This is a genomic window from Herbiconiux liangxiaofengii, assembly GCF_041927335.1.
GTDB lineage: Bacteria > Actinomycetota > Actinomycetes > Actinomycetales > Microbacteriaceae > Herbiconiux > Herbiconiux liangxiaofengii.
The window spans coordinates 138793-156518 of sequence record NZ_JBHFHD010000006.1 but is presented as its reverse complement, the minus strand read 5'-3'; the positions used below and the strand labels follow the sequence as shown (position 1 = coordinate 156518).

11 protein-coding genes are annotated in these 17726 nt (G+C 71.6%); 5 read left to right on the top strand and 6 right to left on the bottom strand.

Translation table 11 applies throughout. The features are described 5' to 3' along the window. The first annotated feature begins 36 nt into the window (after positions 1 to 36). Positions 37 to 3780, top strand: a complete 3744-nt coding sequence (locus tag ACEXOR_RS04515) for an AfsR/SARP family transcriptional regulator (RefSeq protein WP_374848198.1) — start codon at positions 37 to 39, stop codon at positions 3778 to 3780. Positions 3781 to 3783: 3 nt separating this feature from the next. Here ACEXOR_RS04515 and ACEXOR_RS04510 read toward each other — a convergent pair whose 3' ends face one another. Further along, complete coding sequence (locus ACEXOR_RS04510; protein ID WP_374848197.1) at positions 3784 to 4599, bottom strand: ABC transporter permease; 816 nt, start codon at positions 4597 to 4599, stop codon at positions 3784 to 3786. Continuing rightward, positions 4596 to 5627, bottom strand: coding sequence for an ATP-binding cassette domain-containing protein (locus ACEXOR_RS04505; RefSeq protein WP_374848196.1), 1032 nt, complete (start codon positions 5625 to 5627; stop codon positions 4596 to 4598). The genes ACEXOR_RS04510 and ACEXOR_RS04505 overlap by 4 nt, the downstream gene beginning before the upstream one ends. 410 nt (positions 5628 to 6037) lie before the next feature. Here ACEXOR_RS04505 and ACEXOR_RS04500 point away from each other — a divergent pair, with 410 nt between their 5' ends. After that, a complete protein-coding gene (locus ACEXOR_RS04500; RefSeq protein WP_374848195.1) occupies positions 6038 to 6319 on the top strand; it encodes an HNH endonuclease in 282 nt (93 codons plus the stop codon). A gap of 17 nt (positions 6320 to 6336) precedes the next feature. On the opposite strand, the gene ACEXOR_RS04495 is transcribed toward ACEXOR_RS04500, so the two are convergent. Together ACEXOR_RS04495 and ACEXOR_RS04490 are read right to left on the bottom strand one after the other, a co-directional pair. After that, complete coding sequence (locus tag ACEXOR_RS04495) at positions 6337 to 8430, bottom strand: thioredoxin domain-containing protein (protein WP_374848194.1); 2094 nt, start codon at positions 8428 to 8430, stop codon at positions 6337 to 6339. 37 nt (positions 8431 to 8467) lie between these two features. Continuing rightward, on the bottom strand, positions 8468 to 9202 hold the full coding sequence (locus ACEXOR_RS04490; RefSeq protein WP_374848193.1) for a DUF1684 domain-containing protein: 735 nt from the start codon (positions 9200 to 9202) through the stop codon (positions 8468 to 8470). Positions 9203 to 9263: 61 nt separating this feature from the next. Here ACEXOR_RS04490 and hrpA point away from each other — a divergent pair, with 61 nt between their 5' ends. The 3 genes from hrpA to ACEXOR_RS04475 are packed head-to-tail and all read left to right on the top strand — an operon-like array spanning position 9264 to position 15502. Continuing rightward, positions 9264 to 13346 carry an ATP-dependent RNA helicase HrpA gene (gene hrpA, locus ACEXOR_RS04485; RefSeq protein WP_374848192.1) on the top strand — a complete coding sequence of 1361 codons (4083 nt, stop codon included), beginning with the start codon at positions 9264 to 9266 and terminating at the stop codon, positions 13344 to 13346. Between the two features lie 57 nt (positions 13347 to 13403). Beyond that, positions 13404 to 14612 carry an MFS transporter gene (locus tag ACEXOR_RS04480; protein ID WP_374848191.1) on the top strand — a complete coding sequence of 403 codons (1209 nt, stop codon included), beginning with the start codon at positions 13404 to 13406 and terminating at the stop codon, positions 14610 to 14612. 59 nt (positions 14613 to 14671) lie between these two features. Next, the gene (locus ACEXOR_RS04475) at positions 14672 to 15502 is read left to right on the top strand and encodes an aldo/keto reductase (RefSeq protein WP_374848190.1); all 831 of its coding nucleotides are present in this window, start codon (positions 14672 to 14674) and stop codon (positions 15500 to 15502) included. Between the two features lie 100 nt (positions 15503 to 15602). Here the strand turns inward: ACEXOR_RS04475 and ACEXOR_RS04470 are convergent, their stop codons facing one another. Next, positions 15603 to 16568, bottom strand: a complete 966-nt coding sequence (locus ACEXOR_RS04470; RefSeq protein WP_374848189.1) for a DMT family transporter — start codon at positions 16566 to 16568, stop codon at positions 15603 to 15605. A gap of 93 nt (positions 16569 to 16661) precedes the next feature. After that, on the bottom strand, positions 16662 to 17642 hold the full coding sequence (locus tag ACEXOR_RS04465) for an aldo/keto reductase (protein WP_374848188.1): 981 nt from the start codon (positions 17640 to 17642) through the stop codon (positions 16662 to 16664). Positions 17643 to 17726 lie beyond the last annotated feature (84 nt).

The following is a 17726-nucleotide window of genomic DNA, read 5'->3' as shown; positions in this document are numbered from 1 at the left end:
GAGCCGGGTCGGTCGGCGGTCAGTAGGCTCGGCAGAGTGAGTGATGCGGTGGCCGGACAGCCCGAGTTACGCGTCGGCGTACTCGGCCCGGTGGTGGTTCGGCGCGATGGGGTCTGGGTGGAGCCGTCGGGCGCCCGCGCCAAAGGCTTGATCGTGGCGCTCGTGCTGGCCGCACCGCGCGCCCTGTCGATCGATGCGCTCCGCGACGACATCTGGGGCGATGACCTGCCGCGTGATGCGCGGGGGGCGCTTCAGGCTCTGGTGTCCCGCGTGCGCGGCGCGTTCGGAGAAGGGCTCATCGAGTCCACCGGCTCGGGCTACCGGCTCGGGGCGCGCCAGACGGCGACCGATCTCGGCGAGGCCGCCGCGTCGGCCACCGCGGGCCGGGATGCCCTCGCCCGGAACGATGTCGACGACGCCGGCCGCCACGCGCACTCCGGGCTCGGGCTGTGGCGCGGTGATCCGGGAGCAGATCTCGCCCCAGGCGCTGTCGCCGATGAGCTGGCCGCCCGCGCCATCAGGGTGCTGGAATCGCTCGAGCTCACGGCGGCCTCGGCCGCGCTGGCACGAGGCGCGAACTCGGAGGCGGCGGACCTCGCCCTGCGGCTGGCCACCCGGTCACCCTTCGACGACAACGCGCACCTACTGCTCATGCGCGCGCTCGACGCGCTCGGGCGGTCGACGGATGCAGTAGCCGTGTACGCGGAGTTCCGCGCCCGGGTGCAGGACGCGTTCGGCACCAGCCCCTCCGCCGAACTCCAGGCGCTGAATCTCGAGCTGCTGGACGGCGGCAGGCCGGTGAGCCGGTTGCCGTCGGTCTCGCCGCCGCGCGTCGCGCCGTCGACGGACGAGGCGCGGAGCGCGGGTGACGACGCCGGCCGACCGCCGTCGCGAACGGGCGAGCACGCCGACAGGCAGCTCACCGGGCCGGGCGAGCACGCATCCGCCGCCGGTGCGGACACGGGCAGCAACCCGGCGAACGGCAACCCCACCGCCGCCACCCCGAACGGCGCGGTGGCCCCGGCCGCCTCGGGCAACCCAGCCACCCCGGCCACCCCAGGCAACCCAGCCACCCCGGCCGCCCCGGCCGCCCCGGAGACCGACAGCACGGCCGGCGACCCTTCACCCCGCGGCATCGGGCGCGGCATCCGGGCGGCGCCGAACGCGCTGATCGGGCGCGATGCCGCCGTGGCCGACGTGCTCCGGTCGCTCGATCAGGCGCGGGTGACCACGATTCTCGGCCCGGGCGGGCTCGGCAAGACGAGGTTGGCGCACGAGGTCGCCGGGCGGGCGCTCGCACGCTTCGGGTTCGTGGTCGTCGTCGAGCTCGCCAGCGTGCGTGACCCTGGCGACGTGGTGATCGCGCTCGCGACCGCCCTCGGCATCCGTGAGCTCGCCACCTCACGCCGGGTGGGAGATCAGGTCGCGCGCGCCGACCTGCGCACGCGCATCCTGACCCGGTTGGCCGAGCAGCCGACCCTGCTGGTGGTCGACAACTGCGAGCACCTCATCGATGCCGCCGCCGGATGGGTGGCCGAGCTCACGGCCGAGCTGCCGCAGCTGACCGTGCTCGCCACGAGCCGCACGCCGCTGGCACTCTCGAGCGAACGGGTCTTCGCCCTGCAACCGCTCGGCCGAAGCGGCGACCGCGCGCCGGGCGCCGAACAGACCAGCACCGGTAAAACCGCCGGCGAGGCCGACGACGACCCCGCCGTGCGCCTCTTCATCGACCGCGCCACCGCCGCCCGCCCGGGCGCCGCCCTGCCCCGTGACGTCGTGGCGCGGCTCTGCGAGCGTCTCGACGGCCTGCCGCTGGCCATCGAACTCGCGGCGGCGCGCATCCGGTCGATGTCACTGGACGAGATCGAACGCCGCCTCGGCAACCGTTTCTCGCTGCTCACCGGTGGCGACCGCGGTGCGCCCGAACGCCACCGCACCCTGCTGGCGGTGATCGAATGGAGCTGGAACCTGCTCGACACCGACGAGCAGCGCACGCTCGCCTACCTCTCCGACTTCGCCGACGGTTTCAGCGCCGACGCCGCCCGAGCCGTCGTGGCCCCCGCGTCAGACGGCAGCGCGGTCGACGACGCCCTCGACTCACTCGTCGCCCAGTCGCTCGTCACCGTCGCCGAGCTGCCCGGCACCGCGGGCGGCGGGCTCCGATTCCGGATGCTGGAGACCGTTCGCGAGTTCGGTCGTCTGCAGCTGGCCCGGCTCGGCGAGAGCGATGCCGCGCGCGACGCGCTGTTCGACTGGGCCGACATCACCGGCCGCTCGCTGCAGCCGCAGCTCAGCGGTCCCCGCCAGGTGGAGGTGTTCGCTCTGGTGGGCCTGGAGGAGGACAACCTCATCGATCTGCTGCGACGTGCGATCGCCGCCGAGCGGCCCGACATCGTGGCCGGGGTGTTCCCTCTGCTGGCCAACCACTGGGTGCTGCGGAGCACGCCCACCGAGGTGGTGGCCTTCGCCCAGCCCGTGCTCGACAGCGTTCGGCGCTATCGTCCGGAGCCGGAGAGGGTCGATGCCCTCGCCTGGACCTTGGTCTTCACCGGTATCGGCCTGCTCTCCACCGGCGATCGCCGGTTCGCTGCAGTGCTCTCCCAGTTGCGCAAGACCCTCGGCACCCGTGAGCACGACCTCCGCGGCGGGCGCGACACCCGCCGCGAGCACGACCCCGGCGCCCCCCGCCTCCTCGCGATGAGCTCCCTCCTGCTGGCGATGGGCGATTCCGCCCGGGTGCTCGCGGCCGTCGACACCCTCCAGTCCTCCCCCGATCCGCAGGCCGCCCTGCTCGGCTGCATCGCCGGCGCCGCCGCCGCCGAGAACGCCGGCCGGCCGCGCGATGCGGGGGCCCTGGCCCGGCGCGCGGTGGCGATCGCCGAGTCGCTCGGCGACACCTGGGGCGCCGCCACCGCCGGCCAGCTGCTCGCCCAGCTGCACAGTCAGAGCGCCGAGCCGGTCGAGGCCCTGCGCTGGGCCCGACGCAGCCGAGTCGGCATGGTGCGCATCGCGGCGGTCGAAGACCTGCGCCAGCTCGACTGGATGATCGCGGTGAACGAGCTCGCCCTCGGCCGCATCGACGACGCGAGCCGAGTCTTCGAAGACCTCGTGCGCACCCCCGGCCAAGCGGATGGCGTCGACATCGTCTCGATCGGCCTGGCCGGGCGCGCCGAGGTGCTGCGGGCCCGCGGCCTCCTCGCCGAGGCAGCCGGCGTGAATCGCGAGGTGCTCGCGTCGTTCCGGGTACCCCGCACGAAGGCCTCGCCCTGGTACCAGCTGATCCTCTCGAGCGTTCTGGCCACCCTGATCGCCGACGGAACGGGCGAGCCCGGCGAGACGCGCGCGCTCGCGAGGCGCCTGCGATCGCGCGTTCTGGCGGTGCTCCGCATCACCGGCGGCACCGGAGGCAGCATCGGGGGCCTCGCCGGAAGCTTCACCGACAACCCCGTGCTCGGCGCCTCGGCCGTCGGCCTCGCCTCCTGGGCGTCGACGAGCACCGAGCCCGGCCTGCGGGCCGTCGCCGCCGAGCTCCTCGCCCTGGCCGAGGCGATGGGCGCCCGTCAGGACAACCCGGGCCTGCACCTCGCCCCGCTGTTCGCCCGCTTGAGCGCCGAGGAAGTCGGCCGCCATGCTCTCGGCGGCGATGCGCTCGGGGACGACCCCATGGCAGCGGCCCGCGCATCCGCTCGACTGGTGCACCACGCCGAACGGCCCGAGCGTGTCGCAGCACTGCTGCGCACACCCGGGCCGTGGTCGTGGGGCTGGAAAGAAGCGACCTGAGGGCTAGGCCTTCTTCATGTAGGCGCGTACTGTGAGCGGGGCGAAGATCGCCACGATCACAGTGGCACCCAGGAGTGAGATCCAGGCGTCAGCCGAGAAGACCCCGTTGTTGGCGAGGTCTCGCACGCCCGTCACCAGGTGGGAGACCGGGTTGGCGTTGACGAACACCTGGAGCCACGAAGGCATGGTGTCGGGCGAGACGAAGGCGTTCGAGAGGAACGTCAACGGGAACAGCACCAGGAACGAGATGCCCTGCACGCTCGCCGCGCTCCGCGCGATCACGCCGAAGAACGCGAAGATCCAGCTGATGGCCCACGAGCACACGATCACGAGCAGCCCGGCGACCACCACCGCGCCGAGCCCGCCCTCGGGCCGGTAGCCCAGAACGAAGCCCATCGCGAAGGTGAGCGTGGTGGCGATGGCGTAGCGCACGGTGTCGGCCAGCAGCGCGCCGGCGAGCGGGGCGATCCGGGCGATCGGCAGCGACTTGAACCGATCGAACACGCCCTTGTCCATGTCCTCGCGAAGCTGCACGCCGGTGACGACGCTGGTGGTCACCACCGTCTGCACGAGGATCCCGGGAATGAGCAGCGGCAGGTAGTCGGCCACGCTGCCCGCGATCGCCCCGCCGAAGATGTAGGTGAACATCAGCGTGAAGATGATGGGCTGCACCGTCACGTCGATGAGCTGCTCGGGCGTGCGGCGCATCTTGATCAGCCCGCGCCCGGCCATGCTGAACGAGTTGCGCACGGTCTGCGCGACGCTCACGTGGTTCTTGAGGGTGCGCGTGGCACCGGGGGTGATGGTCATGGTGGTCATCGTGCGGTCTCCAGTTCGGGGGTCGGTGCGGCTCCGGATGCGCCGGTCGCGGCGTCGCCCGGCCCGGCCGTGGCGTCGTCGTCGGCCGGGTGGCCGGTGAGGGCGAGGAAGACCTCGTCGAGGGTGGGCTGCTGCACCGAGAGCTCCTCGACGGCGATCCCGTCGGCGCGCAGGCGGATCAGCAGGTCGGTGACCGAGTCGGGGTCGCTCATCGGGGCGGTGATGCGCCCGGCTTCGGGGGTGAGCACCGATTCGACGCCCAGCACGTCGAGGATGGCGTGACGGGCTCGCTCCAGCGAGCCCGCATCCGCGAGTCGCAGCAGCAGGGAGGAGGTGCCGACCGAGGCCTTGAGCTCGCCGGCGGTGCCCTCGGCCACCACGATGCCGCGGTCGATCACGGCGATGCGGTCGGCCAGCTGGTCGGCCTCGTCGAGGTACTGGGTGGTGAGCAGCACGGTCGAGCCGGTCGCGACGAGCCGGCGGATGGTGTCCCACATCTGGGAGCGGGTGCGGGGGTCAAGACCCGTGGTGGGCTCGTCGAGGAAGATCAGGGGCGGCTGCGAGATGAGGCTGGCGGCGAGGTCGAGGCGCCGGCGCATTCCGCCCGAGAACTTCTTCAGCGGGCGCGTGGCGGCCTCGGTGAGCCCGAACTCCTCGAGCAACTCGGTGGATTTGCGCCGCGCATCCGCTCGGCTGAGCCCGTTGAGGCGGGAGAAGAGCACGAGGTTCTCGGTGGCGGAGAGCGTCTCGTCGACGCTGGCGTACTGGCCGGTGACGCCGATCAGCTGCCGCACGATCTGAGGTTCGCGACGGATGTCGTGACCGAACACCGTGGCCTCGCCACCGTCGGGCTTGAGCAGGGTGGCGAGCATGCGGATGGTGGTGGTCTTGCCGGCGCCGTTCGGGCCGAGCACGCCGTAGACGGTGCCCGTGCGCACGCTCAGGTCGACACCGTCGACCGCCCGGTTGTCGCCGAAGACCTTGACGAGACCGTGGGCCTCGACGGCCCAGTCGGTGGAGTGCGTCATGAGGACGTCCTTTCGTACTGTCGTTGTGGATGTCCTCACTCTCCCGGGGTGCGCTGACGCGGCACCGACGTCGCGCTGACGCGCCGCTGACACGGTGTCGAGGCCGTGTCAGCGGCGTGGTCAGAACAGCGTCGGAGATCACACGGCGAACGTCAGCATGCCGTCTGATCTGGCGGGGGGAGGCTGTCGGAGGCTGCATCGACTATTGAGGCATGGCAGAGATATCGCGGAGAGAAGATGGCGACCGGAGGCGGGGACGCCGCCTACATGACGCCGTCTGCTTAATGTGCGGCACCCACTTCCTTCAGCGCACAGATGGGTCTCCAACGACATGCTCCCGGGCATGCGGCCGACGTCGTCAGCACAGCCGAAACGACGGTCACTCCGGAAGCTACAAGGGTGGCCGCATCGTGGATGCGGATGGCTATGTGCGCATTCTCGCGCCAGATCACCCTCATGCAACCAAGGCGGGCTATGTGCGAGAGCATCGTCTGGTGATGGAGCAGACGCTTGGCCGACACCTCCTGCCGACGGAGCAGGTGCATCACAAGAACGGCCGAAGAGACGACAATCGTCCCGACAATCTCGAGCTCTGGAAGACCAAGCAGCCGTACGGAATCAGGGCTGACGACTATCACTGCGCGGGCTGTCGATGCGGCGAGAGTGGTTCGCGTGATGAACCGGGTGTCTGATGCGCCTCGTGGCCTCGTCAGGTGCGGTGGAGATCGGCGGGGGCGGTGACGGGCAGGCGGCAGACGAAGTCGCGGCAGAGGTAGGCGGTGGGATGCCCGCCCCGCGTCGTGCGGTCGGCGAAGAGCTCGAAGCCGGCCCGGGCGAGCATCTCGGCCTCGGCCTCACTGGCGCGGGCGACGACGGCGCCGGTCCAGACGCGCACGCGGTCGCGGAGCGGTGACGCGGTGGGCACCTCGCGCTCGGGTTCGCGGGAAGGTTCGGCGGCGGGCGGGGCGGCGGGCGCGGGCCCGTGTCCGGGGTCGAGCGCCAGATCGGGCTCCGGATCGGGTTCGATCAGCACGAGCTGCTCCGACGGGCGGGCCAGCCGGGTGAGCAGTTCGAGCGTGGCGCCGAAGGCGATGGGCTGCGCCCCCGCGTCGGCCGCCAACGGGGCGAGTGCCCGCAGGGCTGCGGCACGATGCCGCGGTTCGGCGGTGAGGGCGTGCAGCAGCAGGGCGGCGGATGCGGCGGCGCTGTTCCCCGACGGATAGGCGCCTTCCGAGGGGTCGAGCTCACTCGCCAGACCCTGAGCACCGAGCACGGGGTCGCCGCCTCCCGGCACCTCGAACGCAGGTACCTCGGTGGCCGGGTCGCTGAGCACCGCGTCGACGAGCATGCGGCCCGCCACGGCGTAGCGGGTGGAGCCGGTGACCGCGGCCAGCCGCAGGAGTCCGTCGGCGAGCATGCCGTAGTCCTCGAGGGTGGCCACGGCCGACGAGGCGCGACCGTCGATCGACGCCCGGAGAAGCTGTGACCGCGCGAGCCGGGGCGCATCCGGAACCGGGGCCGACGACGGTGACGGGGGCGGGGCCTCGGGCCCCGAGGTCGGGGGCGCCGCGGCCGAGAGGTGGGCGGCCAGCAGGTAGTCGGCCGCGTGCTGGGCCGCGAGGGTGAGGTCGGGCCGGTCGAACACGAACCCGGCCCGGGCGAGGGAGCCGATGGCGAGGCCGTTCCAGCCCGAGAGCACCTTCTCATCCAGGGCCGGGGGCGTCTGCGACGAGCGCTCGGCGGCATCGAGCGCGTAATAGCCGCCCTCCACGCGGCGGCCGTCGACCGTGCTCTCGGAGTCCTGCGCCGAGGCGAAGCCGCCCGAGGGCAGCTGCATCACGTCGGTGAGGAAACGGCCGACCCCCAGAGCCGCGTCGCGCGCCCAGGCCGAGGTGGGGTCGAGCGTCCAGGCCGCCGTGTACGCGTCCAGCAGGAGTGCGTTGTCGTAGAGCATGCGCTCGTAATGGGGCTCGCTCCAGTCGCGCCGGGTGGCGTAGCGGAAGAACCCGCCCTCCACCGGGTCGCGCAGGGGCGACGCCGCCATCGCCCGCAGCGTACGCACCGCGAGCGCGCCCGCATCGCGCGAGACGGCATCGCCGCTGGGGATCGCGGCCACCTCGAGCAGGAAGCGCAGCACGGGCGCCACCGGGAACTTGGGGGCTCCGCCGAATCCACCGTGGGTCGCGTCCTCGAACTGCGCGAGCTCGGACACGATCGAGGCGAGCTGCTCTGGTTCGAGACCGAGGGCCTCCGGGCCCTGGGCATCCGGAATCGACACCGCGCCACGCGACCGCAGCCGCTGCTGACCCTCGGCGAGCATCTCGGCGAGCCCGGCGGCGGAGCGCTCCACCTCGGCGCGGCGGTTCGTCCAGGCGTCGTCGACCGCCGCGAGCACCTGCGAGAACGCCGGATGTCCGTCGACCGGCGTCGGGGGCGAATACGTTCCGGCGTGAAAAGCCTGACCGTCGGGGGTGACGAAGACGTTCAGCGGCCAGCCGAGGTTCTGCGTGAACGCGCCCGCGGCGGCCAGGTACGCCGAATCGACCTCGGGATGCTCCTCGCGGTCGACCTTGATCGCCACGAACCGCTCGTTCAGGTACCCCGCCAGCGCCGGATCGCTGAAGCTCTCGCGCGCCATCACGTGGCACCAGTGGCAGGTGGAGTAGCCGATCGACACGAGCACGGGCACGTCGCGCTCGCGGGCCGCGGCGAACGCCTCCTCGCCCCAGGGGTACCAGTCGACGGGGTTCTCGGCGTGCGAGCGCAAGTACGGGCTGATCGCTCCGGCAAGACGATTCGTCATACCCACCACCCTCGCACCCCGAGTCGTGGGCGGCACGTCAGGCGCGGGTGACGTGACTCTCACCGGCGCGGACCGGCACGGCCAGGCGGTTCTGCGCGGGCGGCAGCGGGCACACGTAGAAGTCGGCGAAGGCGCACGGCGGCAGGTAGGCGCGGTTGAAGTCGACCTCGATCGGGCCGGCCCCGCCATCCGCCCGCAGCTTCAGGAAGCGGAACCGGTACGTCTCGGCGCCGCTGGTGGCGTCGGCGAAGACCACCTGCATGCCCGTGCGCGGGCCGGTCGCCACGAACTCGACCTGCTCCCCCTCGATTTCCACCGCGACGGTGCCGGCGAGCTCGGTCGACTCGGAGTACCCGTCGATCTCCTCGAGGTCGACGGTCGACCCCTCGGCGGCCGGCGTGAACTGCCCCTTCAGAACCCATGCCTCGTCGGGAATGTAGGCGTCGATGCCTGCGACGGATGCGCGGGATACCGCCTCGGAGTCGAGCACACGCAGCGCCACCTCGTCGTCGCGCCGGAAGTGGCGCAGCAGGCGCGAGCCCACCAGAACCTCGCCACCCTCCTCGAGGGTGAAGCCGTCGCCCACGATGGCGGCACCGTCGAGGTACCAGTCACCCTCGAGCCCCTCGAGCTGCTGTGGTTCCGGGCTCAGCCAGTGGGTGGCCACGAGCGAGGCGAGACCGTGCGGTGCGGTGACCACCCGCAACCGCGCCTCATGCCAGGCGTTCCAGGCCTGCTCGAACTCGGAGGGGTAGACCACTCGATCGCTCACCCTCCGAGCCTATGCCTCGCCGGAACAGGGGATCGAGGGCGCGCGGTACGATGGAAGGCTCATGTCTGCCGCCCCTCCGCTCCGCATCGTCTTCCCGCCCGAGCTGCCCGTCAGCCAGAAGCGGGAGGAGATCGCGCGCGCCATCGAGGGCAACCAGGTGGTGATCGTCGCCGGCGAGACCGGTTCGGGAAAGACCACCCAGCTGCCGAAGATCTGTCTCGAGCTCGGCCGCGAGAGCATCGGCCACACCCAGCCCCGGAGGCTCGCCGCCCGCACCATTGCCGAGCGCATCGCCGAGGAGCTGGGCCAGGAGGTGGGCGGCCTCGTCGGCTACCAGGTGCGCTTCACCGATCGCGCGAGCAAAGAGACGCGCATCAAGCTGATGACCGACGGCATCCTGCTCAACGAGATGAACCACGACCGGCTGCTGAGCCGCTACGACACGATCATCATCGACGAGGCGCACGAGCGCAGCCTCAACATCGACTTCCTGCTGGGCTACCTCAAGCAGCTGCTCCCCCGCCGCCCCGACCTCAAGGTCATCATCACCAGCGCCACCATCGATCCCGAGAGCTTCGCCCGCCACTTCGCGAAGCCCGACGGCACCCCCGCCCCCATCGTCGAGGTCTCGGGCCGCACCTATCCCGTCGAGATCCGCTACCGCCCGCTGGCTCCGGATGCCGCGTCCGACGACCCGGCCGACGACGACCCCGAGGCAGACGCAGACGCCGACGCCCCCGAGGCCTCCCGCGACCCGTCTCGCCGAGTCGCGCCGAATCGCCCCTCAAAGGGCCCCGGACGGGGCAGTTCGGCGCAACTCGGCGGAGGTGGCCAGCGCGCCCAGGGTGAGCGCCAAGGCGGCCAGCGCGAGCCCAAAGACCTCTTCGAGGCCATCGGCGACGCCCTCGACGAGCTCGAGCGCGAGGCCCCCGGCGACGTGCTCGTCTTCCTCAGCGGCGAGAACGAGATCCGCGACGCCGAAGACGCCCTTCGCGGCAAGTACTCCGGCCGCAGCGCCGCCTCGGGCAACGGGGTGGAGGTGCTGCCCCTCTACGGGCGGTTGACGGCGGCCGAGCAGCACCGGGTGTTCCAGCGCGGCAGCACCCCCGGCATCCGTCGTCGGGTGGTGCTCGCCACGAACGTGGCCGAGACGAGCCTCACGGTGCCCGGCATCAAGTACGTGGTCGACGCGGGCACGGCCCGCATCAGCCGCTACTCCGTGCGGTCGAAGGTGCAGCGGCTGCCCATCGAGCCCATCTCGCAGGCGAGCGCCAACCAGCGCAGCGGCCGGAGTGGCCGCACCAGCGACGGCATCGCCATCCGCCTCTACTCCGAGGAGGACTTCGCCCGCCGACCCGAGTTCACCGACCCCGAGATCATCCGCACCAACCTCGCCGCGGTCATCCTGCAGATGATCTCGCTCGGGCTCGGCGACATCGCCTCGTTCCCGTTCCTGCAGCCACCGGATTCGCGCGGCATCAAAGACGGGCTCGATCTGCTCAGCGAGCTGAACGCCACCAAGCCCGCGAAACCCGGGGAACCTCCGCGGTTGAGCGGCATCGGCCGCGACCTGGCTCGCCTGCCGATCGAGCCGCGGTTCGCCCGCATGGTGGTGGAGTCCAAGCGCACCGGCACGAGCCGCGAGGTGCTGGCCATCGTGGCCGGTCTCACCATCCAGGATCCGCGCGAGCGGCCGCTCGAGAAGCGCGGCCGGGCCGACGAGCTGCACGGCCGCTTCGCCGACCCCACGAGCGACTTCCTCACCCTGCTCAACCTCTGGAACTACCTCGAGGAGAAACAGCGGGAGCTGGGGTCGAGCGCCTTCCGCCGCCTCTGCAAGGCGGAGTTCTTGAACTACCTGCGCATCCGGGAGTGGCAGGACGTGTACCGCCAGCTGCGCCAGCTCGCCAAGCCCCTCGGGCTCGAGATCGGCGAGCCGAGCGTGAACCCCGACGGCATCCACAAGTCGATCCTGTCGGGGCTGCTCAGTCAGATCGGTCTGCGCGACCTCGCCAAGAAGGATTACGCGGGCGCCCGGCAGACGAGGTTCTCGATCTTTCCGGGGTCGACGCTGTCGAAGAAGCAGCCGGCCGCGGTGATGAGTGCCGAGCTGGTGGAGACGAGCCGGCTGTTCGCGCGCATGAACGCCGCCATCGACCCAACCTGGGCCGAGCCGCTCGCCGGCGATCTCGTGAAGCGAAACTATTCCGAGCCGCACTGGGAGAAGAGTCAGGGCGCGGCCGTCGCCTACGAGCGGGTGACCCTGTTCGGGGTGCCCATCGTGGCCCGGCGCCGGGTGCAGTTCGCCCGCATCGACCCCGAGTACGCGCGGGAGTTGTTCATCCGGCACGCCCTGGTCGAGGGCGAGTGGGAGTCGCAGCAGGCGTTCGACCGGGCGAACCGGGCCTTCCGGCGCGACCTCGAGCAGCTGGAGGAGCGCAGCCGCCGCCGCGACATCCTGCTCGACGACGAGGCCGTGTTCGAGTTCTACCAGGCCCGTGTCCCACGCGACATCGTGTCGCAGCGCAGCTTCGAGGGCTGGTGGAAGAAGGCTCGCGCCGACGACCCCGAGCTGCTCACGATGACCGTCGAGAACCTGCTGCCCGAAGGCGCGCCCGACGTCGACGAGAACGAGTTCCCGGCCGAGTGGCAGCAGGGCGATCAGCGGCTCGCGCTGAGCTACCGGTTCGAGCCGGGGGCGGCCGACGACGGCGTCACGGCCACGGTGCCGCTCGCTCTGCTGCCGCGGTTGTCGCCGGCCGGCTTCCGGGCGCAGGTGCCGGGGCTGCGGCGCGATCTCGTGACCGCGCTCATCCGGTCGATGCCGAAGCGGCTGCGGGTGAACTTCGTGCCGGCCACCGATTGGGCGGGCCGTCTGCTCGACGAGCTCGGGCCCGAGGCCGGCGACGACTTCATCGACCGCCTCGCCGCGCTGATGACCAGGCTGGCGCACACCCCGGTGTCGGCCGCCGACTTCGACGAGTCGAAGCTGCCCGAGCACCTGCGGGTCACGTTCCGCGTGGTCGACGAGCGCGGCCGAACGGTCGGTTCCGACAAAGACCTGCGGGCATTGCAGCAGAGCCTCTCCGACGCCGCGCGCGACTCGATCTCGCGGGCGGTGCGGGGCACGGATGCCCGTTCCGCCCCGCGCGCGAAGGGCGATGCCCGTGGCGCCGGCGAGGGCGGCCGACGTTCGGAGAATCCGCTCGACCGGGTGGCCGCCGCGAGCGGCCCCGCCGGCAGCGGCGCGGCCGCGGGTGCCGCCGGCGGCTTCCGCGAGCGCACCGGGCTCACGGCCTGGAACTTCGGCGACCTCCCGCGCCACGTCGACACCCGCCAGCACGGCGGGGTGATCCGGGCCTACCCCGCGATCGTCGACGAGAAGACCGGGGTGGCCCTGCGACTGATGGCGACCCCGGAAGAGCAGGCCCGCGAGACGCCGGCCGGGGTGCGCCGGCTGCTGCGGCTCGCGGTGCCGAGCCCCGCATCCTACGTTCGCGACCATCTCACGCAGAACGAGAAGCTGCTGCTGGCCACCAGCCCCTACCAGAACGTGAACGCCCTCTTCGACGACGCCCTGCAGGCCTGTGCCGACGAGGCGCTCACGGCGCTGCACCCCGACGGGCTGGTGTGGACACCGGGCGAGTTCGAGGCGGTGCGCGACCGGCTCTCGAAGGCCGTGCTGCCGCTGCTGGATCAGACCGTGGCGACGGTGGTGCGCATCCTGAACGGGGTGCGCGACGTGGAGCGGGCCATCAAGTCGGTGACGAGCATGGCGCTGCTGCCGGCGATCTCGGATGCGCGAGAGCAGCTCGCCGCGCTGGTGCGGCCGGGCTTCATCAGCCAGACGGGTCTGGCGCGTCTCGGGCATCTGCCGCGGTATCTGGCGGCGATCGTGTACCGCCTGGAGAAGCTGCCCGACAACCCGGCCCGCGACCGCGTGTGGATGACGGAGGTGCAGACCGCCACGGCCCGCTTCGTGGACGCGGGCGGCCGCATCCCGCTGGCCCCGCACTCGCCCGAGAACATCGTGCGCGCGCGCTGGCTGCTCGAGGAACTGCGCGTGGGCCTGTTCGCCCAGCCCCTGGGCACCGCCGAGCCGGCCTCCCTCCAACGCGTCACCAAACTCCTCGCCACCCCCTGATCCCCACGCACCCCCGCGCCGCTGTAGCGGCTGCGCGGCAAGTAAACTAGATCAGTTATGAGCAGCTACCGGAGCCTCCTGAAGACGCGCGGCGTCGCCCGCATCATCGCGGCCCAGCTGACCGCGCGCTTCCCGAACGGCATGCTCTCCCTGGCGTTCCTGCTGCACATCGAGCACACCTACGACTCCTACGGGGTGGCCGGCCTCGTGCTGGCCGCGCTCAGCATCGGGCAGGCGATCGCGGGCCCCCTCACGAGCCGGCTGATGGGCGTGTGGGGCATGCGCCCGGTCATCCTCACCGCCATGATCGTGTGCTCCCTGGCCATCACGAGCATCGCGCTCTTCCCGCTGGGCATCGCCGCCGACATGGGCATCGCGCTGATCGCGGGTCTCAGCACTCCGCCCATCCAGCCTGCCGTGCGCACCATCTACCCCAAGATGGTGAACTCCTCGCAGCTCACCCCGCTATTCTCCCTCGACGCCTCGGCGCAAGAGATCATCTGGGTGCTCGGCCCCGTGATCGTCACGTTCGTCTCCATCCAGATCGGCACCGTGTGGGGCATCATGCTCGCGGTGGCGTTCCTCGTGGGCGGCGGCATCTGGTTCCTCACCAGTCCCGAGCTCGGGCGGGTGCGCATCCCCCGCTCGAAGCGCAAGCTCGGCGTGGTGCTGAAGAAGCCGCCGGTGCTGCTGGCCACCATCGTCGGGTTCCTGCTCGTGGCCGCCTGCGCCGCCATCGAGGCGGGCGTGGTGTCGACGTTCGGCGAGGGCGGCGCGGAGGCCGGAATCGTGCTGGCCATCTTCGCGGTCGGTTCCCTGGTCGGCGGTCTCTCGCTCGGTCACAAGCCGATCGGTCCGTGGGCGCTGGCCAGGCGGATGGCGGTCGTCTTCATCGGCACGGCTCTCGCAGCCGCGTGGCTGAACATCTGGTGGCTGGCGATCACGCTCTTCATCGCCGGCATCGGCATCGCTCCGGCTCTCGCGGTGATGTTCGCGATCGTGTCGTCGAGCGTGCGGTTCAGCGACACTGCCGAGGCCTATGGCTGGGTGGGCACCGGGCAGCTGATCGGCGCCGCGGTGGGATCGGCGCTGGCCGGGTTCCTGATCGACGGCATCGGCGCGGTGGGCGCCTTCATCGTGGCCGCCGTGCTGGCGCTGTTCGGGTTCCTCGTGCCGCTCGTCGGCAAGCGCTTCCACCCCGACCTCCGGGGTCGCGACGCGAGTCCGCTGCCCGACACGGAGCCGGTCGCCACCATCACGGGCTGAGCGCTCCCGCGAGCCGGCCACACGCGCCGGCCGTCGCATCCGCTCGATAGGTTTGAGGCATGGCCGACACGCTCTCCCCCCTGCTCGAACTGAACGACGGCAACCGCATCCCCCAGCTCGGGCTGGGCGTGTACAAGACGACGGATGACGAGGCCGCCGAGGCGGTCTCGTTCGCCCTCCGGCACGGCTACCGGCACGTCGACACGGCGTCGATGTATCTCAACGAGTCGGGCGTCGGAGACGGCGTGCGCGCATCCGGAATCGACCGCAGCGACGTGTTCGTGACGACGAAGGTGTGGTTCACCGAGAACGGCTTCGACTCCACGCTGCGCTCGTTCGACGAATCCCTCGAGCGGCTCGGGTTCGACTACCTCGACCTGTACCTGATCCACTGGCCGGCTCCGAAGAACGACCGCTACGTCGACGCCTGGCGGGCACTGATCCGGCTGCAGCAGGAGGGACGGGTTCGGTCGATCGGGGTGGCGAACTTCCACCCCGAGCACGTGCAGCGGGTGATCGCGGAGACGGGGGTCGTGCCCGCCGTGAACCAGGTGGAGCTGCACCCGGCGCTGCCGCAGACCGCGTTGCGCGCGTTCGACGAGTCGCTCGGCATCGTGACGCAGGCGTGGTCGCCGCTCGCCCGCGGCGGAGTGCTGTCGTCGCCCGCGCTGGCTTCGATCGCGCGGAAGCACGGGCGGTCGCCCGCGCAGATCGTGCTGCGCTGGCACGTGCAGCTGGGGGTGTCCGTCATCCCGAAGTCGGTGACGCCCTCGCGCATGCTCGAGAACCTCGACGTGTTCGACTTCGTGCTCGATGCCGACGACCTGGCGGTGATCGCGTCCCTCGAGACGGGCGAGCGCACCGGGGTCGATCCGAACGACCGCAACTGACCCCTGGCGCCCCCGCGACTCGTCCCATTTCGGGACGAGTGGGGGCGTTTCGAGGCGAGATGGGACGAGTAACGGGGGTGGCGGGGCTAGGGGGCGGGGGCTAGGGGGCGGGGGCCACCGGCGATCGGCGGAAGGCGGCGCTGTTCGCCAGGGCGACTCCTCCGAGCACGATCACCCCGCCGACCAGCTGGGGAACGCTGAGCGGATGCCCGGCCAGCACCGCGAACAGCGCCGTGAACACCGTGATCAGGTTGAGGAACACCCCGGCGCGCGCGGGCGGGATGACCACGAGCGCCCGGTTCCACAGCAGGTACGACAGCACCGACGGGAACACCGCGATGAACGCCAGCGCCCACCAGCCGTCACCGTTCAGCGGCAGCGCCGGGCCGCCGAGGAGCAGCGACACCGGAAGCAGCAGCACCACCGCGATCACCGCCTGGACCGCGGTGGAGCTGATGGCCGGCACGCGTGGCGCCCGCCGGCCCAGCACGGTGTAGACGGTCCACGCGAGGATGGCGCCGACCATCAGCAGGTCGCCCACTCCGAACCCGCCGCTCACGAGGGTCTCGACCGAGCCCTTGCTCAGCACGATCAGCACGCCCACGAGCGCCACCACGATGCCGATCACGCCGGTGCGGGAGAGCCGCTCGCGCAGGAAGAGCACGGCGGCGAGGCTGATCAGCGCCGGGTTGAAGGCGTTCACGAGCGAGGCGCTCAGCGGGTCGGTGAACTGCAGCGCCGAGTACAGCAGCAGCGTGTAGCCGAGCAGCCCCGTCACCGCCTGCGCGAGCAGCCACGGCCAGTGCCGCAGCAGCTCGCGCCAGTGCGGCCGCTCCACGAGCTGGGCGATGACCACGAGCGGCACCACCGCGAGCCCCCAGCGCAGCAGCACCAAGCTCACGGGGTCGAGCTGCTCGACCGCGACGGCTCCGACCACGTAGTTGCCGGCCCAGAACGCCGTGGCGAGCACCAGCGACACGGCGGCGACCACGCCGGGCCGCCTCACGCCCGCACCCGCGCCCGCGCTCACGCCCGCGCCCACGCCCGCGCCCGCTCCCGCTCCCACTCGACCCTCACAGAGCCCAGACCCGTCACTTTCCGCCCCATAACGGCCGCTTTAGGGCCGAAAGTGACGGAACTGGTCTGCACGCGGGGCAGGTCACCAGCGGTCGTGCACGGCAGCGCGGAACGAGCGGTCGTAGATCTCGTGCACCGTGGCATCGAGACCCTCGGGCAGCTCGAGCAGGCCCGCGGCCGCGTTCGACTCGGCCTGAGCGCGGTTGCGGGCGCCGGGGATGACGCTCGTCACGCCATCCTGAGCGGCCACCCATGCCAGCGCGGCAGCGGCGGGAGCCACGCCCTCGGGCAGGGCCGCCGCGAACGCCTGCGCTGCCTCGACGCCGGTGCCGAAGTCGACGCCCGAGAACGTCTCGCCCACGTCGAAGGCGCTGCCGTCACGGTTGTAGGTGCGGTGGTCGTTCGCGGCGAACGTGGTGTCGCGGGTGTACTTGCCGCTGAGCAGCCCTGAGGCCAGGGGAACCCGGGCGATGATGCCCACACCGGCCTCGCGCGCCGCCGGGAGCACGGCGTCGAGTGGCTTCAGCCGGAAGGCGTTGAAGATGATCTGCACGGACGCGGTGCCCGGCCGCGCGATGGCGGACAGCGCCTCGTCGGCCGTCTCGACGCTCACGCCGTAGTTCGCGATAGCACCCTCCTCCACCAGGGTGTCGAGCGCGTCGTAGACGGCGTCGTTCGAGAACACCGGGGTGGGCGGGCAGTGCAACTGCACCAGGTCGAGCGTGTCGACGCCGAGGTTCTGACGCGAACGGTCGGTCCACTCCCGGAAGTTGGCGAGCGTGAACTCGGCCGGATCCTGCGGGCCGCGGCGGCCCATCTTGGTGGCGACGAACACCTCCGCATCCGGATTCTCCCGGCGGAACGTGCCGATCAGCGACTCGCTGCGGCCGTCGCCGTAGACGTCGGCCGTGTCGAAGAACGTGACGCCGGCGTCGACGGATGCGGCGAGCACGTCGAGTGCGGCGCTCTCGTCGACATCACCCCAATCGGCACCGAGCTGCCAGGTGCCGAGGCCGATGATGGAGACGGGGCGGCCGGTACGGCCGAGGGTTCGCTGCTGCATGCTTCGACCCTAACGCGAGGGCCCGACGGTGCCACGCGGTAACGACCGGATAACCTTCCGCGGCATCTCAGGCGACCTTCAGTC

Excerpts from the sequence above, each read along its gene's own strand:
- ACEXOR_RS04475 (WP_374848190.1), top strand. The coding sequence starts at position 14,672 with ATGGCCGACACGCTCTCCCCCCTGCTCGAACTGAACGACGGCAACCGC.
- ACEXOR_RS04465 (WP_374848188.1), bottom strand. The coding sequence starts at position 17,642 with ATGCAGCAGCGAACCCTCGGCCGTACCGGCCGCCCCGTCTCCATCATC.
- ACEXOR_RS04510 (WP_374848197.1), bottom strand. The coding sequence starts at position 4,599 with ATGACCACCATGACCATCACCCCCGGTGCCACGCGCACCCTCAAGAAC.
- ACEXOR_RS04505 (WP_374848196.1), bottom strand. The coding sequence starts at position 5,627 with ATGACGCACTCCACCGACTGGGCCGTCGAGGCCCACGGTCTCGTCAAG.
- ACEXOR_RS04480 (WP_374848191.1), top strand. The coding sequence starts at position 13,404 with ATGAGCAGCTACCGGAGCCTCCTGAAGACGCGCGGCGTCGCCCGCATC.
- hrpA (WP_374848192.1), top strand. The coding sequence starts at position 9,264 with ATGTCTGCCGCCCCTCCGCTCCGCATCGTCTTCCCGCCCGAGCTGCCC.
- ACEXOR_RS04495 (WP_374848194.1), bottom strand. The coding sequence starts at position 8,430 with ATGACGAATCGTCTTGCCGGAGCGATCAGCCCGTACTTGCGCTCGCAC.